This window comes from Alteromonas sp. KUL49 (assembly GCF_006538345.1).
Classification (GTDB): Bacteria; Pseudomonadota; Gammaproteobacteria; order Enterobacterales; family Alteromonadaceae; genus Alteromonas.
Genome location: NZ_BJKL01000013.1, coordinates 21,563 through 38,922, shown reverse-complemented (window position 1 = coordinate 38,922; position 17,360 = coordinate 21,563). Strand labels below are relative to the sequence as shown.

At 44.3% G+C, this 17,360-nt stretch carries 13 protein-coding genes; 7 read left to right on the top strand and 6 right to left on the bottom strand.

From position 1 onward, the window contains the following. Window positions 1-19: 19 nt before the first annotated feature. Window positions 20-1,453 carry a hypothetical protein gene (locus EYS00_RS18335; protein WP_130639264.1) on the bottom strand — a complete coding sequence of 478 codons (1,434 nt, stop codon included), beginning with the start codon at window positions 1,451-1,453 and terminating at the stop codon, window positions 20-22. A 45-nt stretch (window positions 1,454-1,498) separates the two neighbouring features. Beyond that, complete coding sequence (locus EYS00_RS18330) at window positions 1,499-2,977, bottom strand: DUF3336 domain-containing protein (protein WP_130639262.1); 1,479 nt, start codon at window positions 2,975-2,977, stop codon at window positions 1,499-1,501. A gap of 236 nt (window positions 2,978-3,213) precedes the next feature. Here EYS00_RS18330 and EYS00_RS18325 point away from each other — a divergent pair, with 236 nt between their 5' ends. From EYS00_RS18325 to EYS00_RS18315, 4 genes are read left to right on the top strand one after another with little or no spacing between them, the layout of a single operon-like run. Beyond that, on the top strand, window positions 3,214-4,422 hold the full coding sequence (locus tag EYS00_RS18325; RefSeq protein ID WP_130639260.1) for a DUF445 domain-containing protein: 1,209 nt from the start codon (window positions 3,214-3,216) through the stop codon (window positions 4,420-4,422). Window positions 4,423-4,430: 8 nt separating this feature from the next. Continuing rightward, the gene (locus tag EYS00_RS21100) at window positions 4,431-4,778 is read left to right on the top strand and encodes a TetR/AcrR family transcriptional regulator (protein ID WP_242618829.1); all 348 of its coding nucleotides are present in this window, start codon (window positions 4,431-4,433) and stop codon (window positions 4,776-4,778) included. Beyond that, entirely contained in the window at window positions 4,733-5,104 is a 372-nt protein-coding gene (locus tag EYS00_RS21095) for a TetR/AcrR family transcriptional regulator (RefSeq protein ID WP_242618833.1), read from the top strand. Before EYS00_RS21100 ends, EYS00_RS21095 begins: the two co-directional genes overlap by 46 nt. A 1-nt stretch (window position 5,105) precedes the next feature. After that, complete coding sequence (locus EYS00_RS18315) at window positions 5,106-6,551, top strand: wax ester/triacylglycerol synthase domain-containing protein (protein ID WP_130639258.1); 1,446 nt, start codon at window positions 5,106-5,108, stop codon at window positions 6,549-6,551. A gap of 21 nt (window positions 6,552-6,572) precedes the next feature. On the opposite strand, the gene EYS00_RS18310 is transcribed toward EYS00_RS18315, so the two are convergent. Next, window positions 6,573-7,331, bottom strand: a complete 759-nt coding sequence (locus tag EYS00_RS18310; RefSeq protein WP_130639256.1) for a DUF1439 domain-containing protein — start codon at window positions 7,329-7,331, stop codon at window positions 6,573-6,575. Between the two features lie 179 nt (window positions 7,332-7,510). On the opposite strand from EYS00_RS18310, the gene EYS00_RS18305 reads away from it, so the two are divergent. Then, window positions 7,511-9,142, top strand: a complete 1,632-nt coding sequence (locus EYS00_RS18305) for a GMC family oxidoreductase (protein WP_130639254.1) — start codon at window positions 7,511-7,513, stop codon at window positions 9,140-9,142. Between the two features lie 93 nt (window positions 9,143-9,235). Here EYS00_RS18305 and EYS00_RS18300 read toward each other — a convergent pair whose 3' ends face one another. Both EYS00_RS18300 and EYS00_RS18295 read right to left on the bottom strand, forming a co-directional pair. After that, on the bottom strand, window positions 9,236-11,323 hold the full coding sequence (locus EYS00_RS18300; RefSeq protein WP_130639252.1) for a TonB-dependent siderophore receptor: 2,088 nt from the start codon (window positions 11,321-11,323) through the stop codon (window positions 9,236-9,238). Between the two features lie 210 nt (window positions 11,324-11,533). Further along, window positions 11,534-12,301, bottom strand: coding sequence for a ParA family protein (locus EYS00_RS18295; protein ID WP_130639250.1), 768 nt, complete (start codon window positions 12,299-12,301; stop codon window positions 11,534-11,536). A gap of 223 nt (window positions 12,302-12,524) precedes the next feature. Between EYS00_RS18295 and EYS00_RS18290 the strand changes: the two genes are divergently transcribed. Continuing rightward, window positions 12,525-13,631, top strand: a complete 1,107-nt coding sequence (locus EYS00_RS18290; protein WP_130639248.1) for a diguanylate cyclase — start codon at window positions 12,525-12,527, stop codon at window positions 13,629-13,631. Between the two features lie 29 nt (window positions 13,632-13,660). On the opposite strand, the gene EYS00_RS18285 is transcribed toward EYS00_RS18290, so the two are convergent. Next, the gene (locus EYS00_RS18285; RefSeq protein WP_242618828.1) at window positions 13,661-16,408 is read right to left on the bottom strand and encodes a choice-of-anchor B family protein; all 2,748 of its coding nucleotides are present in this window, start codon (window positions 16,406-16,408) and stop codon (window positions 13,661-13,663) included. Window positions 16,409-16,481: 73 nt separating this feature from the next. On the opposite strand from EYS00_RS18285, the gene EYS00_RS18280 reads away from it, so the two are divergent. Continuing rightward, window positions 16,482-17,333 (top strand): MbnP family copper-binding protein, encoded by an 852-nt coding sequence (locus EYS00_RS18280; RefSeq protein ID WP_130639246.1) that lies wholly within the window; start codon window positions 16,482-16,484, stop codon window positions 17,331-17,333. Window positions 17,334-17,360: the final 27 nt, after the last annotated feature.

Below are 17,360 nucleotides of genomic sequence, written 5' to 3'. Positions count from 1 at the left end.
GACCTAGATAAAAGTTCGATTAGTGATTTTTAGCCCACAAGTTTTGATGCTTTTTGTAGCTAAAGAAATCGTAGGGCTCCCAAAATCCGGGAACGAGCTGCTCTATGGCATCTGGCGTGAAATTACCTGACAGCTGACTCATGATTTCCTGAAGACGTTTTTTTCCAACGCGCATTAGCTTTTTCTTGTTGGCAGAGAAATACAGGTTTCGATTTTTGCTAACGACTTCCTGTGCACCGGCAGAAATGTATTTTTGATTGCGAGTAACGACTTTACACACAGGCTCCATTGGATGGGAGGGACTTAGCCCTATCACAACAGCACATTCAAACTGGTCTTTTTCTGTGCCGCGCTCGTTCAGTGGGATGAAAGTAATACCAAAACCTTGTGGGAAATAGCCCACCAGAGCATTAAAATCATCAGCCAGACGTTTGTTCAGTCCACCTTTCTTCGAGAGCTGGTTTATCAATAGATAACCTTTAGGTAACTGCTTGCGACTGTAGTCCTGCTTTGTCGAAAGCACCGTAGAGACGTAAATCTGGGGGATCTTAATGACTTCACCCAAGCCGGTTTTTGAGATGAACGCATCTTTTACCAATTGCTGCATAAACTGGCTAGCATCTTCATGCATCTTGATAAAGTGTGTGCGTTCGTCTTTGTTGTTACCGACGTAAGCTGGAATACCCAAACCTTCGCCTAGATACTTCATTGTGAAATGATAGTTGAGTTTCAACAGCTGTTTACGCTGTTCTTCTTCCAATAGGCGGAACTCATTTTGGTCATTATTTTCGCCGCGCAAGATAGTGATAGCACCAGGGCTCTGCAAGCCTATGTCTTGAAGTAGACTCGCAGTAATAAGGGGGATAGCAAGCTCAGTACGCCATTTTTCTTGCCAATATCTATTACCCCTAAAGCGCGATAGTGCCTCTCGGTATTTAGAAAGGTATTTGTGCGCGATAGTATCGTGAGACAGTAGCTTATCCACTAAACGCAGAGTAAGTACGGCTTTGTATAAAGGTTTGAATCGCTGGTGAACACGGGCGAAATTGCCTTCAGGGCCTCGGGTAAGTAGCATGATGGTACCGAGGAACTTGGCACTCATCTGCAGTGTTTCGTGCTCGTTATCGCCCTCAGTAAGAGTGAGCAGTTTCAGACTGACCGTTTCAATGCGGTCGAGTCTTGAAAGGCGCTCCTCTTCCATTTTACGCAGTGCGTCTTTGCGTTGTTTTCGTAACTGTTCACAGAGCACTTCGCGTTTTGGGTCATTTTCTATCTTGGCGAGACGCTCAGATATCACCTCAACGTGTTTTTCTAATTCGGGGGTGAGCGTGTAAAAATGTCGAGCATCTTCAAAAACTGAGCCATAGCCAGCGTCCTGCGGATACACCATATCCAATAATTGCTTAACTTGCTGTGTGTATATACTGTCGGGGTTTTGGCTTTTCGCGCTCACCGTGGTCCTATTCTTATTATGTTGGCTAACTTAATAATATTTAAATCAGTAAGTTAGTGCGTCTGAGATGGGGTGCCCCAACTCCCTCGCTTCTCGAAGTTTCAGTTGTTCAAGATAATATCGCAATCTTTCACTAATTTTGGTATTTCTTTTTATAACATCCATGTGAAACCAAGTAGCTCGCTCACCGTTAGTGATTAATTCTTGAATGCTTTCCCGAGTAGGGTTAGCCATTACATGGGAAATTTGTCGTAACTGCTTACTTGGCAGAATATTTATATTACCCACATATTGTTGCTCAATGATAGATCTCAACTTGTGAATTGCGAGCTTTGCACTTCGATTGTCGATAAGACGCTCTACAACGTCGATGGCAAAGACACTGTTTACTTTAGTCAATTGTGAAATATGCCTGAGAGTTGCATCCCACACATTTTGTGGGTCAATTCGGTTCTCTGAAATAAAGGGCACTGCCAGCGGGTTTGTTTGGCTAACAATACTGTGGTTAACACCGTACAAGCGGGCCAGACGTTCAAAGGGCAAATCAGCCATTAACGAACCATCGGCAAATCGCCTATTCGGGATGTAAGGAACGATATCACCTTTGGGTGTTTTAGCTCGTAATTGCACTGGACTAAAAATAACAGGCACGGCACATGATGCTCTCACGGCTTGCGTTATTATTGCGTTAGGTGAGGTTTTAGCATTGAGTAAACGGGACTGCTGATGAAGGTCGGCGGGTGATACCGACACCGTAATGTGCTTGCCGGTCTTCTTGTAAGCTTCTTCAAAGGTGGTTACATCAAATAACTCGATCAATGCGTTTTCAAGTACTGTACTATCAAAAAGGCTTTTGTTTCGCTTTATACCCGACCACTTGCGCCAGTGTTTAAAGGTGTCATAAATGTAATCGCTTGTGAGCGATGTTTCTAACTCTTGTTTCGAACGAGTGCCAATCATGGCGGCAATGATAGAGCCTGCACTTGCACCGGAAATTACAGAAGGGAGTAGGTCGTGTTCGTTGAGAGACTTAACGACGCCACAGTGGAAAAATCCTAAACCCGCACCACCGGATAACATAAGGCAGCTTCGGCCAAAGGCATGGGCTGTTTCTTCAAAAAATGACAGTTTTTCGTAAAAGTCTACTTCATTTTCATCGGCGTTAAAAATGTGCTCAAGTGCACTATCTACATGTTCTATAAAGCTTTCAATAAGCTGTTTAGTGCCAATTTTACAATGACTGAGCAAGGCTGGACTGGCTATATTGCCAAGGTTACCGTGAAGTCCCTCATGGATAATTGACATAAGTCCGTGAGCGTCTTGTTGACTAATTGCCAGCTGAAGGCGTTGAACTCGTTTTCGAATAAGGCGGTAGTCATAGTCTTTTGAGTGGTCCTTCGCTTTCCAATCATCTGCACCAGAGATTTTGTCGTGAGCAGCACACGCCTCGCGATACTCATCATAGGTTTGCGCATTTTCGATATCCTTCTCGAGCTTTTTTAGCCGTAAATCAAAAATAGCCATAATTTATACATCTCTTTTTAGCTAGGGCAAAACAGTGTAGGTTCAGCAAAAGACCAACCTGCTCCTGACAGTGTATGGTGGATTATTAGAAACCTCTACCTAGAGGTATTTACGGATTGCGATAAAACAACTATTTATTATCTGAGTAGTGACTATTTGGTTTTAGTCATTGACCAATTAACACGCACTCAGTAGCCTGAGACTGAATAAAAACAATAAGGTGTATTCGTTGTCACATGGAATGGAACCTAGAAACATTAAGTTTATTATCTATCCCCTTGATAAGTGCTGTCGTGGGGTGGCTTACTAATTATCTAGCCGTAAAAATGATGTTTTTCCCCATTGAATTCGTGGGGATAAAACCGTTCTTGGGTTGGCAAGGGCTTATTCCAGCGAAACGACGTGAGATGGCTGAAATTGAGGTCGAGCTCGTACTTGGCAAGCTATTGAGTGTCGAAGAGTTGGCGCAACGCATCGATGCAAAAGAACTTACGTTCGCTATTGAGCGGCGATTGAAACAGGTTATTCGCAAAGTGGTTAACGAAGTGATGACCGAGTCGGCACCAACACTTTGGGCGGCACTTCCCGTGCAGGGTAAGAATTTGGTCTATCAGCGCGTTGAAGCGGACATTCCTCACGTAGTTAGCAAGTTAGTCGATGATTTCCAGTACAATGTGTCAGAAATTCTCGATATCAAAGAGCTCGTCGTAGAACAACTCGTCAATTCTCCTGAACTTATCAACGAAATATTCCTCACCGCGGGCAGTAAAGAATTTCCATTCATTGTGAAATCTGGCTTTTATTTCGGATTTCTTTTCGGCCTACCTACAATGCTGTTGTGGTACTTTTTTCAAGCGTGGTGGATCTTACCCTTGGGAGGCTTATTAGTGGGTTACGCCACTAATTGGATTGCAATCAAAATCATTTTTGAGCCCAAACGCCCCAGAAAATTTGGACCTATCACCATACAAGGCATGTTTCTCAAACGACAAGATGAAGTGTCTGAAGTCTATGCTTCAATCATCGAAGAAAAACTCATTACCGCACAAAATATCACTCAGATTATCCTGAAAGGTTCGGGCTCTGCCCAACTTTTGGAGCTCATTGAATTGCATGTGAATGATGCCATTGAACGCTACGTTGCCGTTGCTCAACCCTACTTTGCACTGGGAGTGGGGTCTGATAACTATCACAGTATGAAAGCGCTAGCGGTTAAAAAAATATTTGATAACTCTGAAAAATACCTATTGTACGCCTATGATTATGCTAATGACGCGTTGCAGGTGGGTCATGATCTATGTGAACGCATGCAAGCATTGTCGGCGGAAGAGTTTGAGGGTGTGTTAAGACCCGCCTACAAACAAGATGAGTGGAAGCTCATCGTCACCGGTGCCGTGTTAGGCATGCTTGCAGGTATCGGTCAGTTGTATCTGGTGTTTGTTTAGGAGATGTTGTGAAGACCAAAGAGCGTATCTTATTGACGTCACTTGCCTTGTTTAATGAGCACGGCGAGAACGGCGTGACCAGTGTAGATATCGCTATGGAGCTTGATATCAGCCCCGGTAATCTTTATTACCACTACAAAGGTAAAGAGCAAATCATCAAAGCATTGTTGCAGATGCATCAAGCCCAAATGACTAAGATCCTCAAACCTTATCAGGTGGAATCACTGTCTGCGGAAGACGTGTTTTATTACCTTCATATTGTCATTGAACAACTCCATGTGTTTCGTTTTTTTATCGCAGCCAAGCCGACATCGGTGAAAAATATCCTTCAGTTAAGCGTACCCATCAAAGCATAACCAGTGCATTGGCGACTCAGCTAGGGGCTTTGTTCGAACAAATGGTTGCCAAAGGCATGTTCAACGCGTCCAGCGCTGAGCAGAGATTATTGGTAGAGCTAGTAAGTGTTATCCTGATGCAATCCTGTCAGCAAGATGGGGTTTACGCGCGTTTAGATGAAGAGGCTCAGCGCTATCATGCGCTGTCATTGGTGATGGTCAGTTTGTTGCCGCGACTCAATGTCTCACGGGAACATCTCGACGAAATATCCACCGCGATTGATTCTCACACTATGGCCAATTTGAGTTCACATGTGTCAACTACTATTACGGAACTGAAGGATTAGTATGGGTAAAAATTTGAGCTTCCTCGATAAGTCATTTTGGATTACCGAGTCAGACGACAACCCCAAACATGTGGCATGTTTACAATTACTAGAGATGCCAGCTGATGCAGACACGAAAAACTACGTTGTCGACTTACACGGTGAGTTTTGTCAGTTTACTCGAGCAACCTCGCCGTTTAATTGCAGTGTAAACACGTTTCTGGGTTATCCCACTGGTTTTAAACCGACAAAAACCATAAACGTTGGCTATCACGTACAGTTGCATCGCATTGAGGATATTACTGATCGGCAAGCCCTTGACGAGCTTGTGGCACAAATCCACGACCAGCGTTTAGATAAAGATAAGCCCCTGTGGCAGTATCATTTCTTATACGATGGCAAATCGAACACCTATGGCATATATGCCAAGGTGCATCATATGTATGGCGACGGCGCTACGTTAGTTCGTTGGTTTCAAGCGGGATACTTAGACACGCCCAACGAAGATACTTTCACTCCTGTATGGTCCTTGAAAAGGCTTAGGCGTAAAAAACGCGCTCCATCAAGTATGAGCAAAAGGTTTGGTGAGTGGCTAAATACTCTGCGGGCAGCAGTGGATTTGTTCGTCATTTTTATTCGTCTAGTACTTAAGCTCGTCAGAATAAATGTGCATTACATGCCTATCCCTTTTTCGGGCACAAAAACCGTACTTACGGGGCAAGTGAAGTCTGGTAGAGCGGTCACTACCATGGATATCGACTTCAAGCGTGTAAAACGCCTGGCGAGAAGAACCCGTTCAACAGCTAACGAAGTCTTGCTATGTGCTTTTGATATTGGTGTACATCGCTTGTTGCAAGATCACGGGCAGGTATTCAAAAAAGCCTTGTATACCAACATGCCAATTAATCTGAGAAAACCTGGCGAAAAGACCACAGGTAATAAGATAGCGATTGTACCGGTACAGCTCGCACATGGTGAGCAAGATCCTTACTTGCGTTTACGCCAGATTATCGTAAACCATCGCATTGTAAAATATGCAGCCCAGCACGCACGGCCAGCGGCATTTAGTAGTTATACTATTGTCATCCAATCATTTGCTCTAGTATTTGAGTGGATGCGGCTATCAAATATCGTCAAACCTATTGCTAATATTTTAGTCTCTAACGTGCCTGGTCCGTCTCACGCTCGGTACTTAAAAGACAGTAAATTGCTCGCGTGTTATCCAGTGTCGACCATGACGCCTGGCGGCGGTGTTAACATTACGCTCATGACTTATAACGGTGTGGCCAACATAGGTATGGTGTGTTGCAACAAAGAAATAGCATCGCTGCGACCACTTGCTGACTACGTGACAGAGGCATTTGAGATGTTGGAGAAAAGTGTTGATGATCCATCGTTAAACATCGAAGACATCGGGGAGCACAATGACGAAGTTCCTGTGTCTATCATTACCGAGCCTTATCACTAACAAACACTCAGTTCTGTCCGACTAGAAATAAAAGCGTAAACCCTCGGGTTCAACGCGTACGGATTTGCCCAGTCGCGCAAATAAGGCCTCTCTCCAGCCATCATCAGTAAGCGTGTAGCTGGTGGGTATTGTCTCGATATGTTGGGAGACAATATCTCGTATTTGCGGCGTGTGGTAATCAAGTACCGCCTGTTTTGAGCCTTTTAGATACAGCGACAAATAGTTAGATACTTGGTCTGCACTTCCACCACTCACCAATGAAAGCGCACTTTTCAAACCTCGGGTCAGTGGGTTATTGGTTAGACCGCCCTCACTAAAAGGTTTAGCGCCCAGTAAGGTGCTAACGGGAGACGGTACCAGTTTATCAAGTAAAAACTGAGTGTTTTTAATAAGTGCATAGTCGTCGTTAACGAGTGAAATGCCCTCTAGAATAATATCTTGGACACTCAGGCATTTTGACGCGGCTTCATAGTGTGGCTCGGCGGTGAGTGTTAAGACAATGTGCGCGCGGTAGATGCGATTTTCTAATACTGTGACGTTTAGCTCCCCCAGTAATTGAAGACCCATTTGATTCGATGTTGGCATCAAGGATAGCTTGCCCTGAATCAACGTAAGTTGAGCATTACCCATCGGAATGTCTACAGGTATAGTTAAGGGAAGCTGGGCGTCAATAAAAGGAGAAAGCTCTTCCAATGTGTAGTCGTCATAGCGAAGTTTACCTAGCTTAACTAAGACAATTCCAATCCCTAACTTACATTGTTCTTTGAACGACAGTGACATGTAATTTTCACAGCTACAGCGTAACGCCGCGATTTCCTTTCGTGTTGATGTTCTTCAATATGATTATCAAAAGGTATCACATAATACTAACTCCTTAGTGCAATAATTTGTTAATCTGGTCATACCACAACATTTTATTTACATACATGTGTAATTTGCCCAATCAGTTGGAGATGTGAATGAGTGACACAAGCAGCAATTTTGACTACATCATTGTAGGAGGCGGATCGGCAGGGGCAGTAATGGCAACTCGCCTGTCAGAGAATCCTGCAGTAAATGTGTTGCTGATAGAGGCTGGAGGAAAGGACTCCAACCCGTTTATCCATATTCCCTTCGGACTCTCATTGTTGAGTCGTTTTGATGGCATAGGTTGGGGATACCACACTGAACCGCAAACAGCGCTTCACGATAGAGAAATGTTTTGGCCTCGGGGAAAAACTCTCGGTGGTAGTAGCAGTGTGAATGCCATGTGTTACATACGAGGCCAAAAAGAAGACTACGATCTTTGGCAAGCCCAAGGTGCGGAGGGGTGGGGCTTTGATGATGTGCTTCCGTACTTTAAAAAGTCAGAAAATTTTGCACAGGGAGCTGACGAATACCATGGTGTAGGTGGCCCTCTCTCTGTAGAGCCGTTAAAACACAAGAGTGTACTGTCTCACGCATTCGTTAGCGCAGCCCATGCTGGTGATTACCAGATACTCGAAGACTTCAATCGTGATGATAGGGAAGGGCTGGGTTTTTATCATGTAACTCAAGTCAACGGCCAGCGATGTTCAACAGCAAAGGGATATTTGTCGCAAGCCAAACATCGCAATAATTTAACGGTACTCACCAATGTATTGGTTGAAAAAGTACTGATTAAACAGGGGCAGGCACAAGGCGTGCAAGCCCGAGTAAAAGGTAGAGCGCAGCGTTTTCTTGCCAAAAGTGAAGTGATATTGTGCGGTGGCGCTATCAATTCACCTCAATTACTTATGCTTTCCGGTATTGGCCCTCGTGCAGAGTTAGAAGAGAAAGGAATATTTGTACAAGTCGATTTGCCCGGCGTGGGAGAAAACCTACAAGATCACTTAGATGCTATTGTCCAGCATACCTGTGAGGCCAGAGAAGGGTATGCCGTTGCGCCAACCGCGCTACCCCAGTATGTCAAAGCTGGTGTGGACTACATGTTTAAACGCAACGGTATTTTTTCGTCGAACATTGCAGAGGCCGGGGGATTTGTGCGCTCATCGCAAGCCACATATGGCCCTGATATACAATTCCATTTCCTTCCCGCTATTCTTGAAGACCACGGAAGACAAGTGGCGTGGGGCTATGGCTATGGCTTACATGTGTGTTGTCTGTATCCCAAAAGTCGAGGCACGATAAAGTTACAAAGTAGCCATCCTGCTGATCACCCATTGATTGACCCTGCCTATTTAACCCATGAGCATGATCAGCGAGTTATGATTGATGGTGTAAGAATTGCGAGAAAGCTACTTAGCGCACCTGAATTCGATCGCTTTAGCGGTAGTGAGCGTTCTCCAGGTGATGATGTACAGACAGACGAAGAAATTGTGGAGTTCTTGAGAGAAAAATCAGAAAGCATCTATCACCCAATAGGAACCTGTAAAATGGGCGCGGAAGATGATGCGATGGCTGTCGTAGACAACAAATTGCGAGTACGAGGTGTGAAGGGGTTAAGAGTCGTAGACGCGTCTGTTATGCCTAGCTTAATTGGCGGTAATACCAATGCTCCTACGGTTATGATTGCCGAGCGAGCAGCGGAGTTCGTAAAAGCAGCACACGAGGGAATGACTGAGTCGGTGTAGCGCGCATTAATTTCAAAAGTAAAAAAAGCTTTTAAATAAAAAGGCCACTAACTATTAGTGGCCGTTTTTTAGTGCTAGTCAATAATCGATTTATTAGAAAGAACCGATAAAAGAAACCGTTGCATTAAGTGGTGCTGCCACTGTTGCTTGGTGTGTTGAATGAGCGTTCGGGAAGTATAGCTCATCAGTTAAGTTCTCAATATTAAGCTGGATGCGAAGGTCTTCTGAGTAATCATAGTACGCCGCAGCATCAACACGGGTGTAGCTCGGCAATACTGCAGAGTTACTGTTGTTGATGAAGCTTTCATCTTGATACGTTACACCAAGGCTTACACCCATAATGTCAGACACTTCATACGTACCCCAGAACGAGAAGGTGTTTTCTGGTAACTCACGAGGCGTAAGACCAGTAGGACCTGAGCGGTCAACAATTTCACCGTCAAGGTTACTGTAGTTCGCAGTGATACGCAGCGCATCAGTAACGTAACCTACCAATTGAAGCTCGAAACCAGAGATTTCAGAATCGATAACGTCAAGGGTTTCAGGATCATTGTCAGCCACTTGAGGAGAGCTTTGCTCGTTCTCAAAAATGGCTGCAGTGAAGCTCAGTCCGTCGGCAAAATCCCACTTCACACCAATTTCTTGGTTAGTAAATGTGTTAGGGTCTAGCGCGTCATTGTTACCGTTAATGTTCGCGTACTGCTCACCACTACGCGGTTGGAATGATTCGCTGTAGCTTGCATACAATGAAATGTTTTCTTGCGGCTTATAAATAAGACCAGCACGTGGAGATACTTCTTCGTCTTTGCGTGAGCGGAATTCATTTGCTACAACATTGAAAACGTTGATGTCGAAGCTGTCAAAACGTGCGCCTAGTACTAAGTCAAAGTTTTCAGATAGCTCAATTTCGTCTTGAATGTAGATTGACATAACATCGAGTGTTACGTGTGTGTCATCATTAACACTGCTGAAAGCGGTGGTTGTAGCTTCACCGGCTGCGTTCACACCTGATAGACCGCTAAATGCTAGCGGACGAGAAATGCTGAACGTTTCTTTGTCGTTACCTGTCGTAGAAAATACTGGGTTGTAACGATCCTGATCAGAGTTAGTACGGATGTATTCACCACCAACAATAATCGTATGACCAATACCACCTGTTTCATATTCGCCGACTAAGTTACCTGAGTAAATCGCACTGTCACGTTGTGTGTTATCGATGTAACCGTCTAAAGTAACAGTTTGTGCCGCTGCATCGTAACTTGCCGCATAAAAGTTTGAGTAAACTTTGTCGTAATCACCGTAAAAGGCGTTGAAGTTACCTTTTAGGTTGTCGTTGAATTGATGCTCAACATTCGCACGAAATACATGCGCTTCAATTTCGTGGTAGTTGTTTTCTGGGTCGCCAAATACGATGTCTTCCAAAGACTCATCGGGTTCACCATTTGCAGTGGCAATACCACGGTCAATAAAGCGTTCGTGATTAATGTATTCGTAAGAAACATCTAGGCGTGTGTCGTCGCTTAACTCAAAACGTGCTGTTGGGTTGAAGCCGTAGCGGTCGCCGTCGTAAAAGTCTCTGTGGTTTTCAAGGTGCTCGTACATTGCATTGATACGAACGGCTGAATCTTCATCGGTAACGATATTCGAGTCTATCTGTGCGCCAAAACCACCAAAAGAGTTAAGTCCGACTCTGTATTCATTAAAGTCATCACCCACAGTCGCTTTTTTAGATACGCGATTAAGAATACCGCCTGTACCACCACGACCGAATAATAGGGCATTTGGTCCACGAAGAATTTCAACCTGTTCAACATTATAGAGTGCTCGATAGTACTGTACGTCGTCACGGTTTCCGTCTAAGTAGAAATCGGCAGTTGAACGTACACCTCGGAATACTACTGAGTCACGGTGGCCTTCACCCTGTGAAGTATTGACGCCTGGAGTGTAGTCGATAATTTGTCCAACACTTTGAATACCACGTGCGATGATTTCGTCAGCAGTAATAATAGAAAGACTTTGTGGAACATCTAAAATTGGCGTAGGTGTTTTTACTGAGTTTGATTCGTTAACTGAAAGGTACTGTCCCTCTACAACAACTCGCTCGATGTCTTCCATATTATCGGCCGCAACAGTGTTACAGGCTAATAGCGCAGCGGCTATGCCGGATAATGCAAATTTCAAGTGTGTTCTCCAAATAAAGCGTATGTGTGTGTTATTAAGTGAATACTTTATATAAGCTTAATGGTAAGTATTCTCAATTGCGTTTGCAATAACAAATAGTCTAAATTTTCTTAAAACTAACCTTAGAACACACTGAAGTTCACTTTGGTTGTTTGCAAAGTGAACAAATTAAGAATGGCTTCTGGCAACTAGGCGTTATTGACGCGAAAATTACTCGGAGACTAACTCTTCGAAAAGCGTATTGAGCTGAACCGATACTTTATGCTTTGGATAACCGACTACCAAGGGTAAGGCTTCGGCGTGAGATTCTTTTACCTTAATTGCTGAGTTAATGCGGGTTTCAAACAGAGGAAGGTTTTGCGCCTCAAGGCTCTCGATGAGCTTTTTGGGATATTTGGCTTGGGTTGAAAACTGGTTGATGACAATCCCTGCAAAATCAAGATTAGGGTTATGATCAGACTTAAGCTCCATCACATTATCAAGGAGTCTTGATACCGCTTGCACTGAAAAGTCGTCGCAGTCCACAGGCACAATAAAAGCGTCAGCGGCGATCAGTGCTGCTTTGGTGTAAAAATTAAAATTTGGTGGCGTGTCGATAAAAATATGCTCAAACGTATCTAACTCTTTAAGAGTATCTCTCAATTTGAACATTTTGTAGCGACTTTCTAGCTCTCGTTCCATATCATTGAGGGCTGGTGATGCGGGTAACACGCTCATGTTCTCAACAGCAGTTGGGTGAGTGTAGGCTTCAGGAGGATTAGGCGTAGAAAACCAACCAACTACCTGCTTAAACATGTCAGCGACGGTCAGCGATTCTTCATTATCGGGTACAAAGCCACTGTAAAAAGTGCTGTTTCCTTGAGCATCTAAATCTACCAGCAACGTTTTGTAGCCTAAGTTTGCACTTACCGCGGCTAGGTTTGTACAAATAGTTGATTTTCCAACACCGCCTTTCTGATTAAACACGACCCATTTCATTGTGTCTTCTCCCTCAGTTCACATTCCTAACATACACTCGTCAAACAACATGTCACGCAAAAAATCTCCTAGTTTAAAAATTAATCTGATGTTTTTATGAGCAGTTTTATAGAACGGCGCTAAATCATCGTTTTCACGTTTAAAAGGTAGAAAAAGTGTTAATTTTTTGTGAGATTTTTTGTGTGTGTTACCTTTGTAATATGTCAAAACAGATTACCTTGAGATGAAAGAAGCAGATTCACTCAAAAATACTTTGAAGCTTGCAGGCAGGAGAGAGCGAGATCTAGAAAAGCGTTCTAAAAATGGGGCTTACATATATACGGCTATTTGGTTAGTCGTAGGACTTGGAACCCAGTTTTATCAGCGCTTTCCTCTGTTGTTTATAGCGATTCTTGCGCTATTTGTATTTTTGGGGTTAGGTCGTCTTCTCAGCCACAAATACTCTGAAGAACTCAGAACCAAATACAATCTGCTGTGGAATTTTACTATCTATTTCAATGCACTGGCACCTGTGCTTACTTTGGGCGTCATATTTTCACTTTCGGTGGTGTCTACGACGTTTGAGCCTTTGTTCTTGTTTTTGCTCATTTGTATGTTTGGCGTGCTTAGCGGCGGCATTGTTAACTTTGCCCCACGATTTGATGTATCGGCTAGTTTTGTTTTGGCATTGCTTGTTCCAGCGTTTATTTCGCTAGTATTTTTCTCGACCAATCGTCTTATCGAGGCGGTACTTATTTCAATATACGGCACCTACATGTTTTTACTGGCGCGAAAAATGAACAAAGAGTACACCACGAGAGTTATGCAGCAGCTTCAACTAGAGCAGTTGAATAATCAAGACAGCCTCACGGGCATTGCAAATCGGCGGTCTTTTGATAAGTCTTTTGTTGATGTTTGGGGTATTCGAAGTCGGCCCGATGGCAGAATAAGTTTGATGTTGATAGACATCGATTTGTTTAAGCGAGTTAACGACACTTATGGTCATGCCGTTGGCGATGACGTTATCAAGAAAGTGGCAAAGGCGATACGAGAGGTGTGTCGGCGTGAATCAGACATTGTAGCGCGCATCGGTGGTGAAGAGTTTGCTGTGCTTATCTCTACTAAAGACCAAGACTTTATTTTGGAGCTTGCGGAACGAATCCGCTCAAACATTGAGAACATGCAAATGCACAGTGATACAGATTCATTTCAAGTGACAGTGAGCATAGGTGTGGCTACCTTGGAGCCCTCTCGAGAGATGGCTCCAAAAACACTATTTACGCTAGCAGATTCAAATTTGTACGTCGCTAAAGAAAGCGGCCGTAATCGTGTGGTAGGGGGAGTCGATTAGGCCGTTAATACTGTGCTCTTAGTAATGATTTACAGAGCATCTCTGCGCTTGCGTCTGATACCTGTGATAATACACAGCGCTGTCAGCCACCAATAATGTAAGCTTCCCCCCGAGCTGCTATCACTACTCGGCTCTGGGGTAGGCGCTGTAGTTACTGGAGCATTAACCGTTACAGAAACCGCATCTGTAGTACTCACGTTAAAATCATCCGTTACCGTTAATTCGAAGGTAAGTGTTCCCGCGGTACTAGGTGCAGTAAAGTCAGGGGTAAAGCCATCTGCGTTGTTTAATGTGACGCCAGTACCATCAGTTTGCACCCAGCTTATAGTGAAAGGCTTGTCTTCCGGATCTGCGCCTGTTCCTGAGAGTGTGACTGTTTGTCGAGTGTTTACATTGGCGTCACTGCCTGCGTTAGCCGTTGGCGGTTGGTTTGCTTCATCGTCTCGAAGTATTACCGTTAAGCTTGAGTCAGTTGCAATTATACTATCGTCAGTTGCAGAGAGGCTGAGGGTGAATGATTCATCGCCTTCATTTTCATTGTCGTTAATAATATCTAGCGTGATTGACTTGTTTTCATTATCCCCATCAGCCCAAGTTAGTGTACCGGCACCCAAATCAACATCGGAGTCAACACTGGCTGATCCACTAGAAATACTGTAATTAACGACAATTTCAGAATCTGTTCCACCACTGCGGATAACGTTAAAGGTAACTGTACCATCAGTTTCCTTTATTTCGGCAGAACTTTGCTCAAAGCTCACTATACCACGTTGCAATCCGTCTCCTTCGATGGTGACAAACGCAGTGTTTTGGCGGCTAAGTACTCCTCCTGAAGGATTAGAAAGACGAACAAAGAACAATTCGTCCGGTTCTTGGTTTCGATCATTTACCAGGCTTAAAGATATGAATTTTGAATCGCTGTCATTGCTCGCCCAGGTAACAGAACCATTCGAGATAACCACGTCCGTATTGCTTGCTGAGCCATAAATGACGTGATAGTCCACCGTCATTGCACCATCACCTGATTTATCTATTTGTAAAGACAAGTCAGAGCTCTCTTGTCCTGTAATGCTTACTTCAGCAAAACCTACAACATTGTCACTAGCCAGCGAGGTTTCATCGCTAAGTACGTACAGTCCTCCTTGAATATCGCTAACCAATAGTATTCCGCTGGGAAGGTAAGGGTACACACCCCATGCACCGTTGAATGAAGCGTTGTTTGAAGCACCAAAGGTATCAAAATAACCCACCTCTTGAGGGCTGAGTGGGTTACTGATGTCCAATACGGTTAAGCCCCGTTCGTAATTGGACATGTAGTAACGATTACCGCGCACGAATCCGTTGTGATCGATAGCGCGTGTAGGGCCAACCCACGACGAAACAAGGGTTGGCGCATTGAGATCACTGATATCGAAAAAATGAACGGTGGTATTGATGCCCGAACGCTGTTCGTCCAGTTCGTCGTGTAAAATCACGTACTGCTTGTCTTCGCTCCACCAACCTGAATGCACATATTGCGCGTTAGGATAAGTCTCGCTGCCCAGCTCAGTCGCATCAGATGAGAGAGTGTGGTCCCATAGCCTAAGTTCGTCTTCGTTAAAGTCCAGTATGACGTTACAGGTACCATTTTGCGCGTCTACACAGTCTCGGTCGGCGCGTAAATCATCGATAAGTAGTGACGATGTATCGTGAGAATAATCACGGGCTCTGTTACCCGTGGCGAGCTGATAACTAGGTGACGGTGAACGGGGATTACTTAAACTGAAGCTGCGCCATGCACCACCGAAGTTCTCTGTTCCTGCGGCGTGAAGCAATGCAGAGCGGCCGGGAAGTACCGTATTGGTGGTGTAATCTACATTGCTAATATAAACATTGTGTGCTCGTTGATCCTCTGTCGAGCGGGTCTCGAGCGAAATACTGTTAGGCAAATTACTCAGATCGATGACTGTCAGTCCTTCGGTCACGCTATCTGCCCCAGCATAGGCATAAGCTTTCCAGCGTTGCTCCGACGAAGAGTAGTATTGATAAACTTTGATGTCTCGCCACGTGGTAGGTTGCCCTGACACTGAACCTACAACCTTAGGGGACGTCGGATCCGAAACGTCTACCACAGCGATTCCTCTGAGTAATCCGATAATGGCGTACTCACGCATATCATTTAGATCGACATGACCCCAAATGTCGTTTGCAGCCCCGCTATTCGTTGGTAAGTCAGATAAGGGGAGGTGACTGAGTAGTGATAAGCCCATACATTCAAAGCCTGCTGAACTCCCATTTTCACACGGAGATGCAGAATGAGCACTACTCATTTGCTCAATAGATTCAAGGCTCAGCGATAGATTATTCGTATCAATTCCTTTGCGGTCGGTTATGACCGTAAACCCTTTTTGATAAAGCACGTCAACATATTCAGGTGGCACGCCTACAAGTACCGAGCTGAAGCGGTCAGGCTGCTGAACTTGATAATTATCTAATGTATCAAAGCCACCGAGAACGGGCTGAAGGTCAGAGACTAAGTACAAAAGATCCTGCTCGTTCATGATAGGATAGGTGCCTTGTGCAACAAGGATTTTGTCTCCTTTATTGGCTTGCAGAACAGCATATGAGATGGACTTACAGGGCCTAAATCGATTGTTACATTGGCCTTGGTCAATGCCTTGTTCGGCAACAAAACGTGACTTCTCTTTTTCACTATGAGCGTGTGCAACTTGACTACTCACACTGGTAGCCAGCATCATTAATAAACCAAATGCAGTTCTGCGGTTGAAATTCAGCACGAGAGATCCTTATCAGTAGAATTGCCGTTTCAGCATCAAGTAGTGGGTTAACCTAACAAGAAATGAAGGTAGGATGAATAGCTGGCGAAAAAAAGGTCTACTAGGAGTGTCAAGTTTTCTGGCTTTCCTCATTATCGTCACGCTTTCTGGGTGCTCGCCTGCATCGGTGAACGACGATTCTACTCAATTTTTTTCGTTAAGAGTGCATCCCTATGCTAATGGTGACCTAATTGGCTGCGACTACGCGTTAACGCTTTCTGATAGTTCCTGGGCAATAGATAAGCTTGCATTCTTTATTTCATCTGTGGAGATAAAAAGCAGATCCACAGGTCATTGGAGGGCCATCGAGTTAAAGACAAACCAATGGCAATCAAATGGGACTGGACTGCTGTGGTTTAACACCCGTTGTGATCGGCAAACACCACAAAATAAAGAGTTAGCGTTGGTGATTTCCCATGAAGATTGGAGGAAAGCATCTGCAGTGCGCTTTGAGCTCGGCGTACCTTTTTCAGTGAATCATTTAAATCCAGTGACTCAAGAATCTCCACTCAATGTTCCTGACATGTTTTGGACATGGCAAGCAGGTCACAAGTTCTTTCGGTTAGATCTCATGTCTCAAAATAAAGGTGAGAACAAAGCTTGGTCTTATCACCTTGGAAGCTTAGGGTGCAAAAGTGCATCGAGCCTTCGAGCACCTTCTCAGCCGTGTAAAACACCCAATCGCTTTTCCGTTGAAGTTTCACTCGATACAAGCTTAAACGAGTTTGTTTTTGATATGGATAGTTTGCTGTCGGGTGTTCAATTGAACTCACAAACGAGTTGCATGTTTCATTCTGCACAAGAAAGTAGTTGCGACCAATTGAGTCAAAATTGGTTGAGTAGACCCATCTTTCGTCAATCACAAGGTCAGTTGCCCAGTGATTAGGTACAGACTAATACCTCTCTTTTTATT

Coding starts and splice junctions, on each gene's coding strand:
- EYS00_RS18305 (WP_130639254.1), top strand. CDS start 7,511: ATGAGTGACACAAGCAGCAATTTTGACTACATCATTGTAGGAGGCGGA.
- EYS00_RS18325 (WP_130639260.1), top strand. CDS start 3,214: ATGGAATGGAACCTAGAAACATTAAGTTTATTATCTATCCCCTTGATA.
- EYS00_RS18295 (WP_130639250.1), bottom strand. CDS start 12,301: ATGAAATGGGTCGTGTTTAATCAGAAAGGCGGTGTTGGAAAATCAACT.
- EYS00_RS18315 (WP_130639258.1), top strand. CDS start 5,106: ATGGGTAAAAATTTGAGCTTCCTCGATAAGTCATTTTGGATTACCGAG.
- EYS00_RS18330 (WP_130639262.1), bottom strand. CDS start 2,977: ATGGCTATTTTTGATTTACGGCTAAAAAAGCTCGAGAAGGATATCGAA.
- EYS00_RS18280 (WP_130639246.1), top strand. CDS start 16,482: ATGAATAGCTGGCGAAAAAAAGGTCTACTAGGAGTGTCAAGTTTTCTG.
- EYS00_RS18310 (WP_130639256.1), bottom strand. CDS start 7,331: ATGTCACTGTCGTTCAAAGAACAATGTAAGTTAGGGATTGGAATTGTC.
- EYS00_RS18290 (WP_130639248.1), top strand. CDS start 12,525: ATGAAAGAAGCAGATTCACTCAAAAATACTTTGAAGCTTGCAGGCAGG.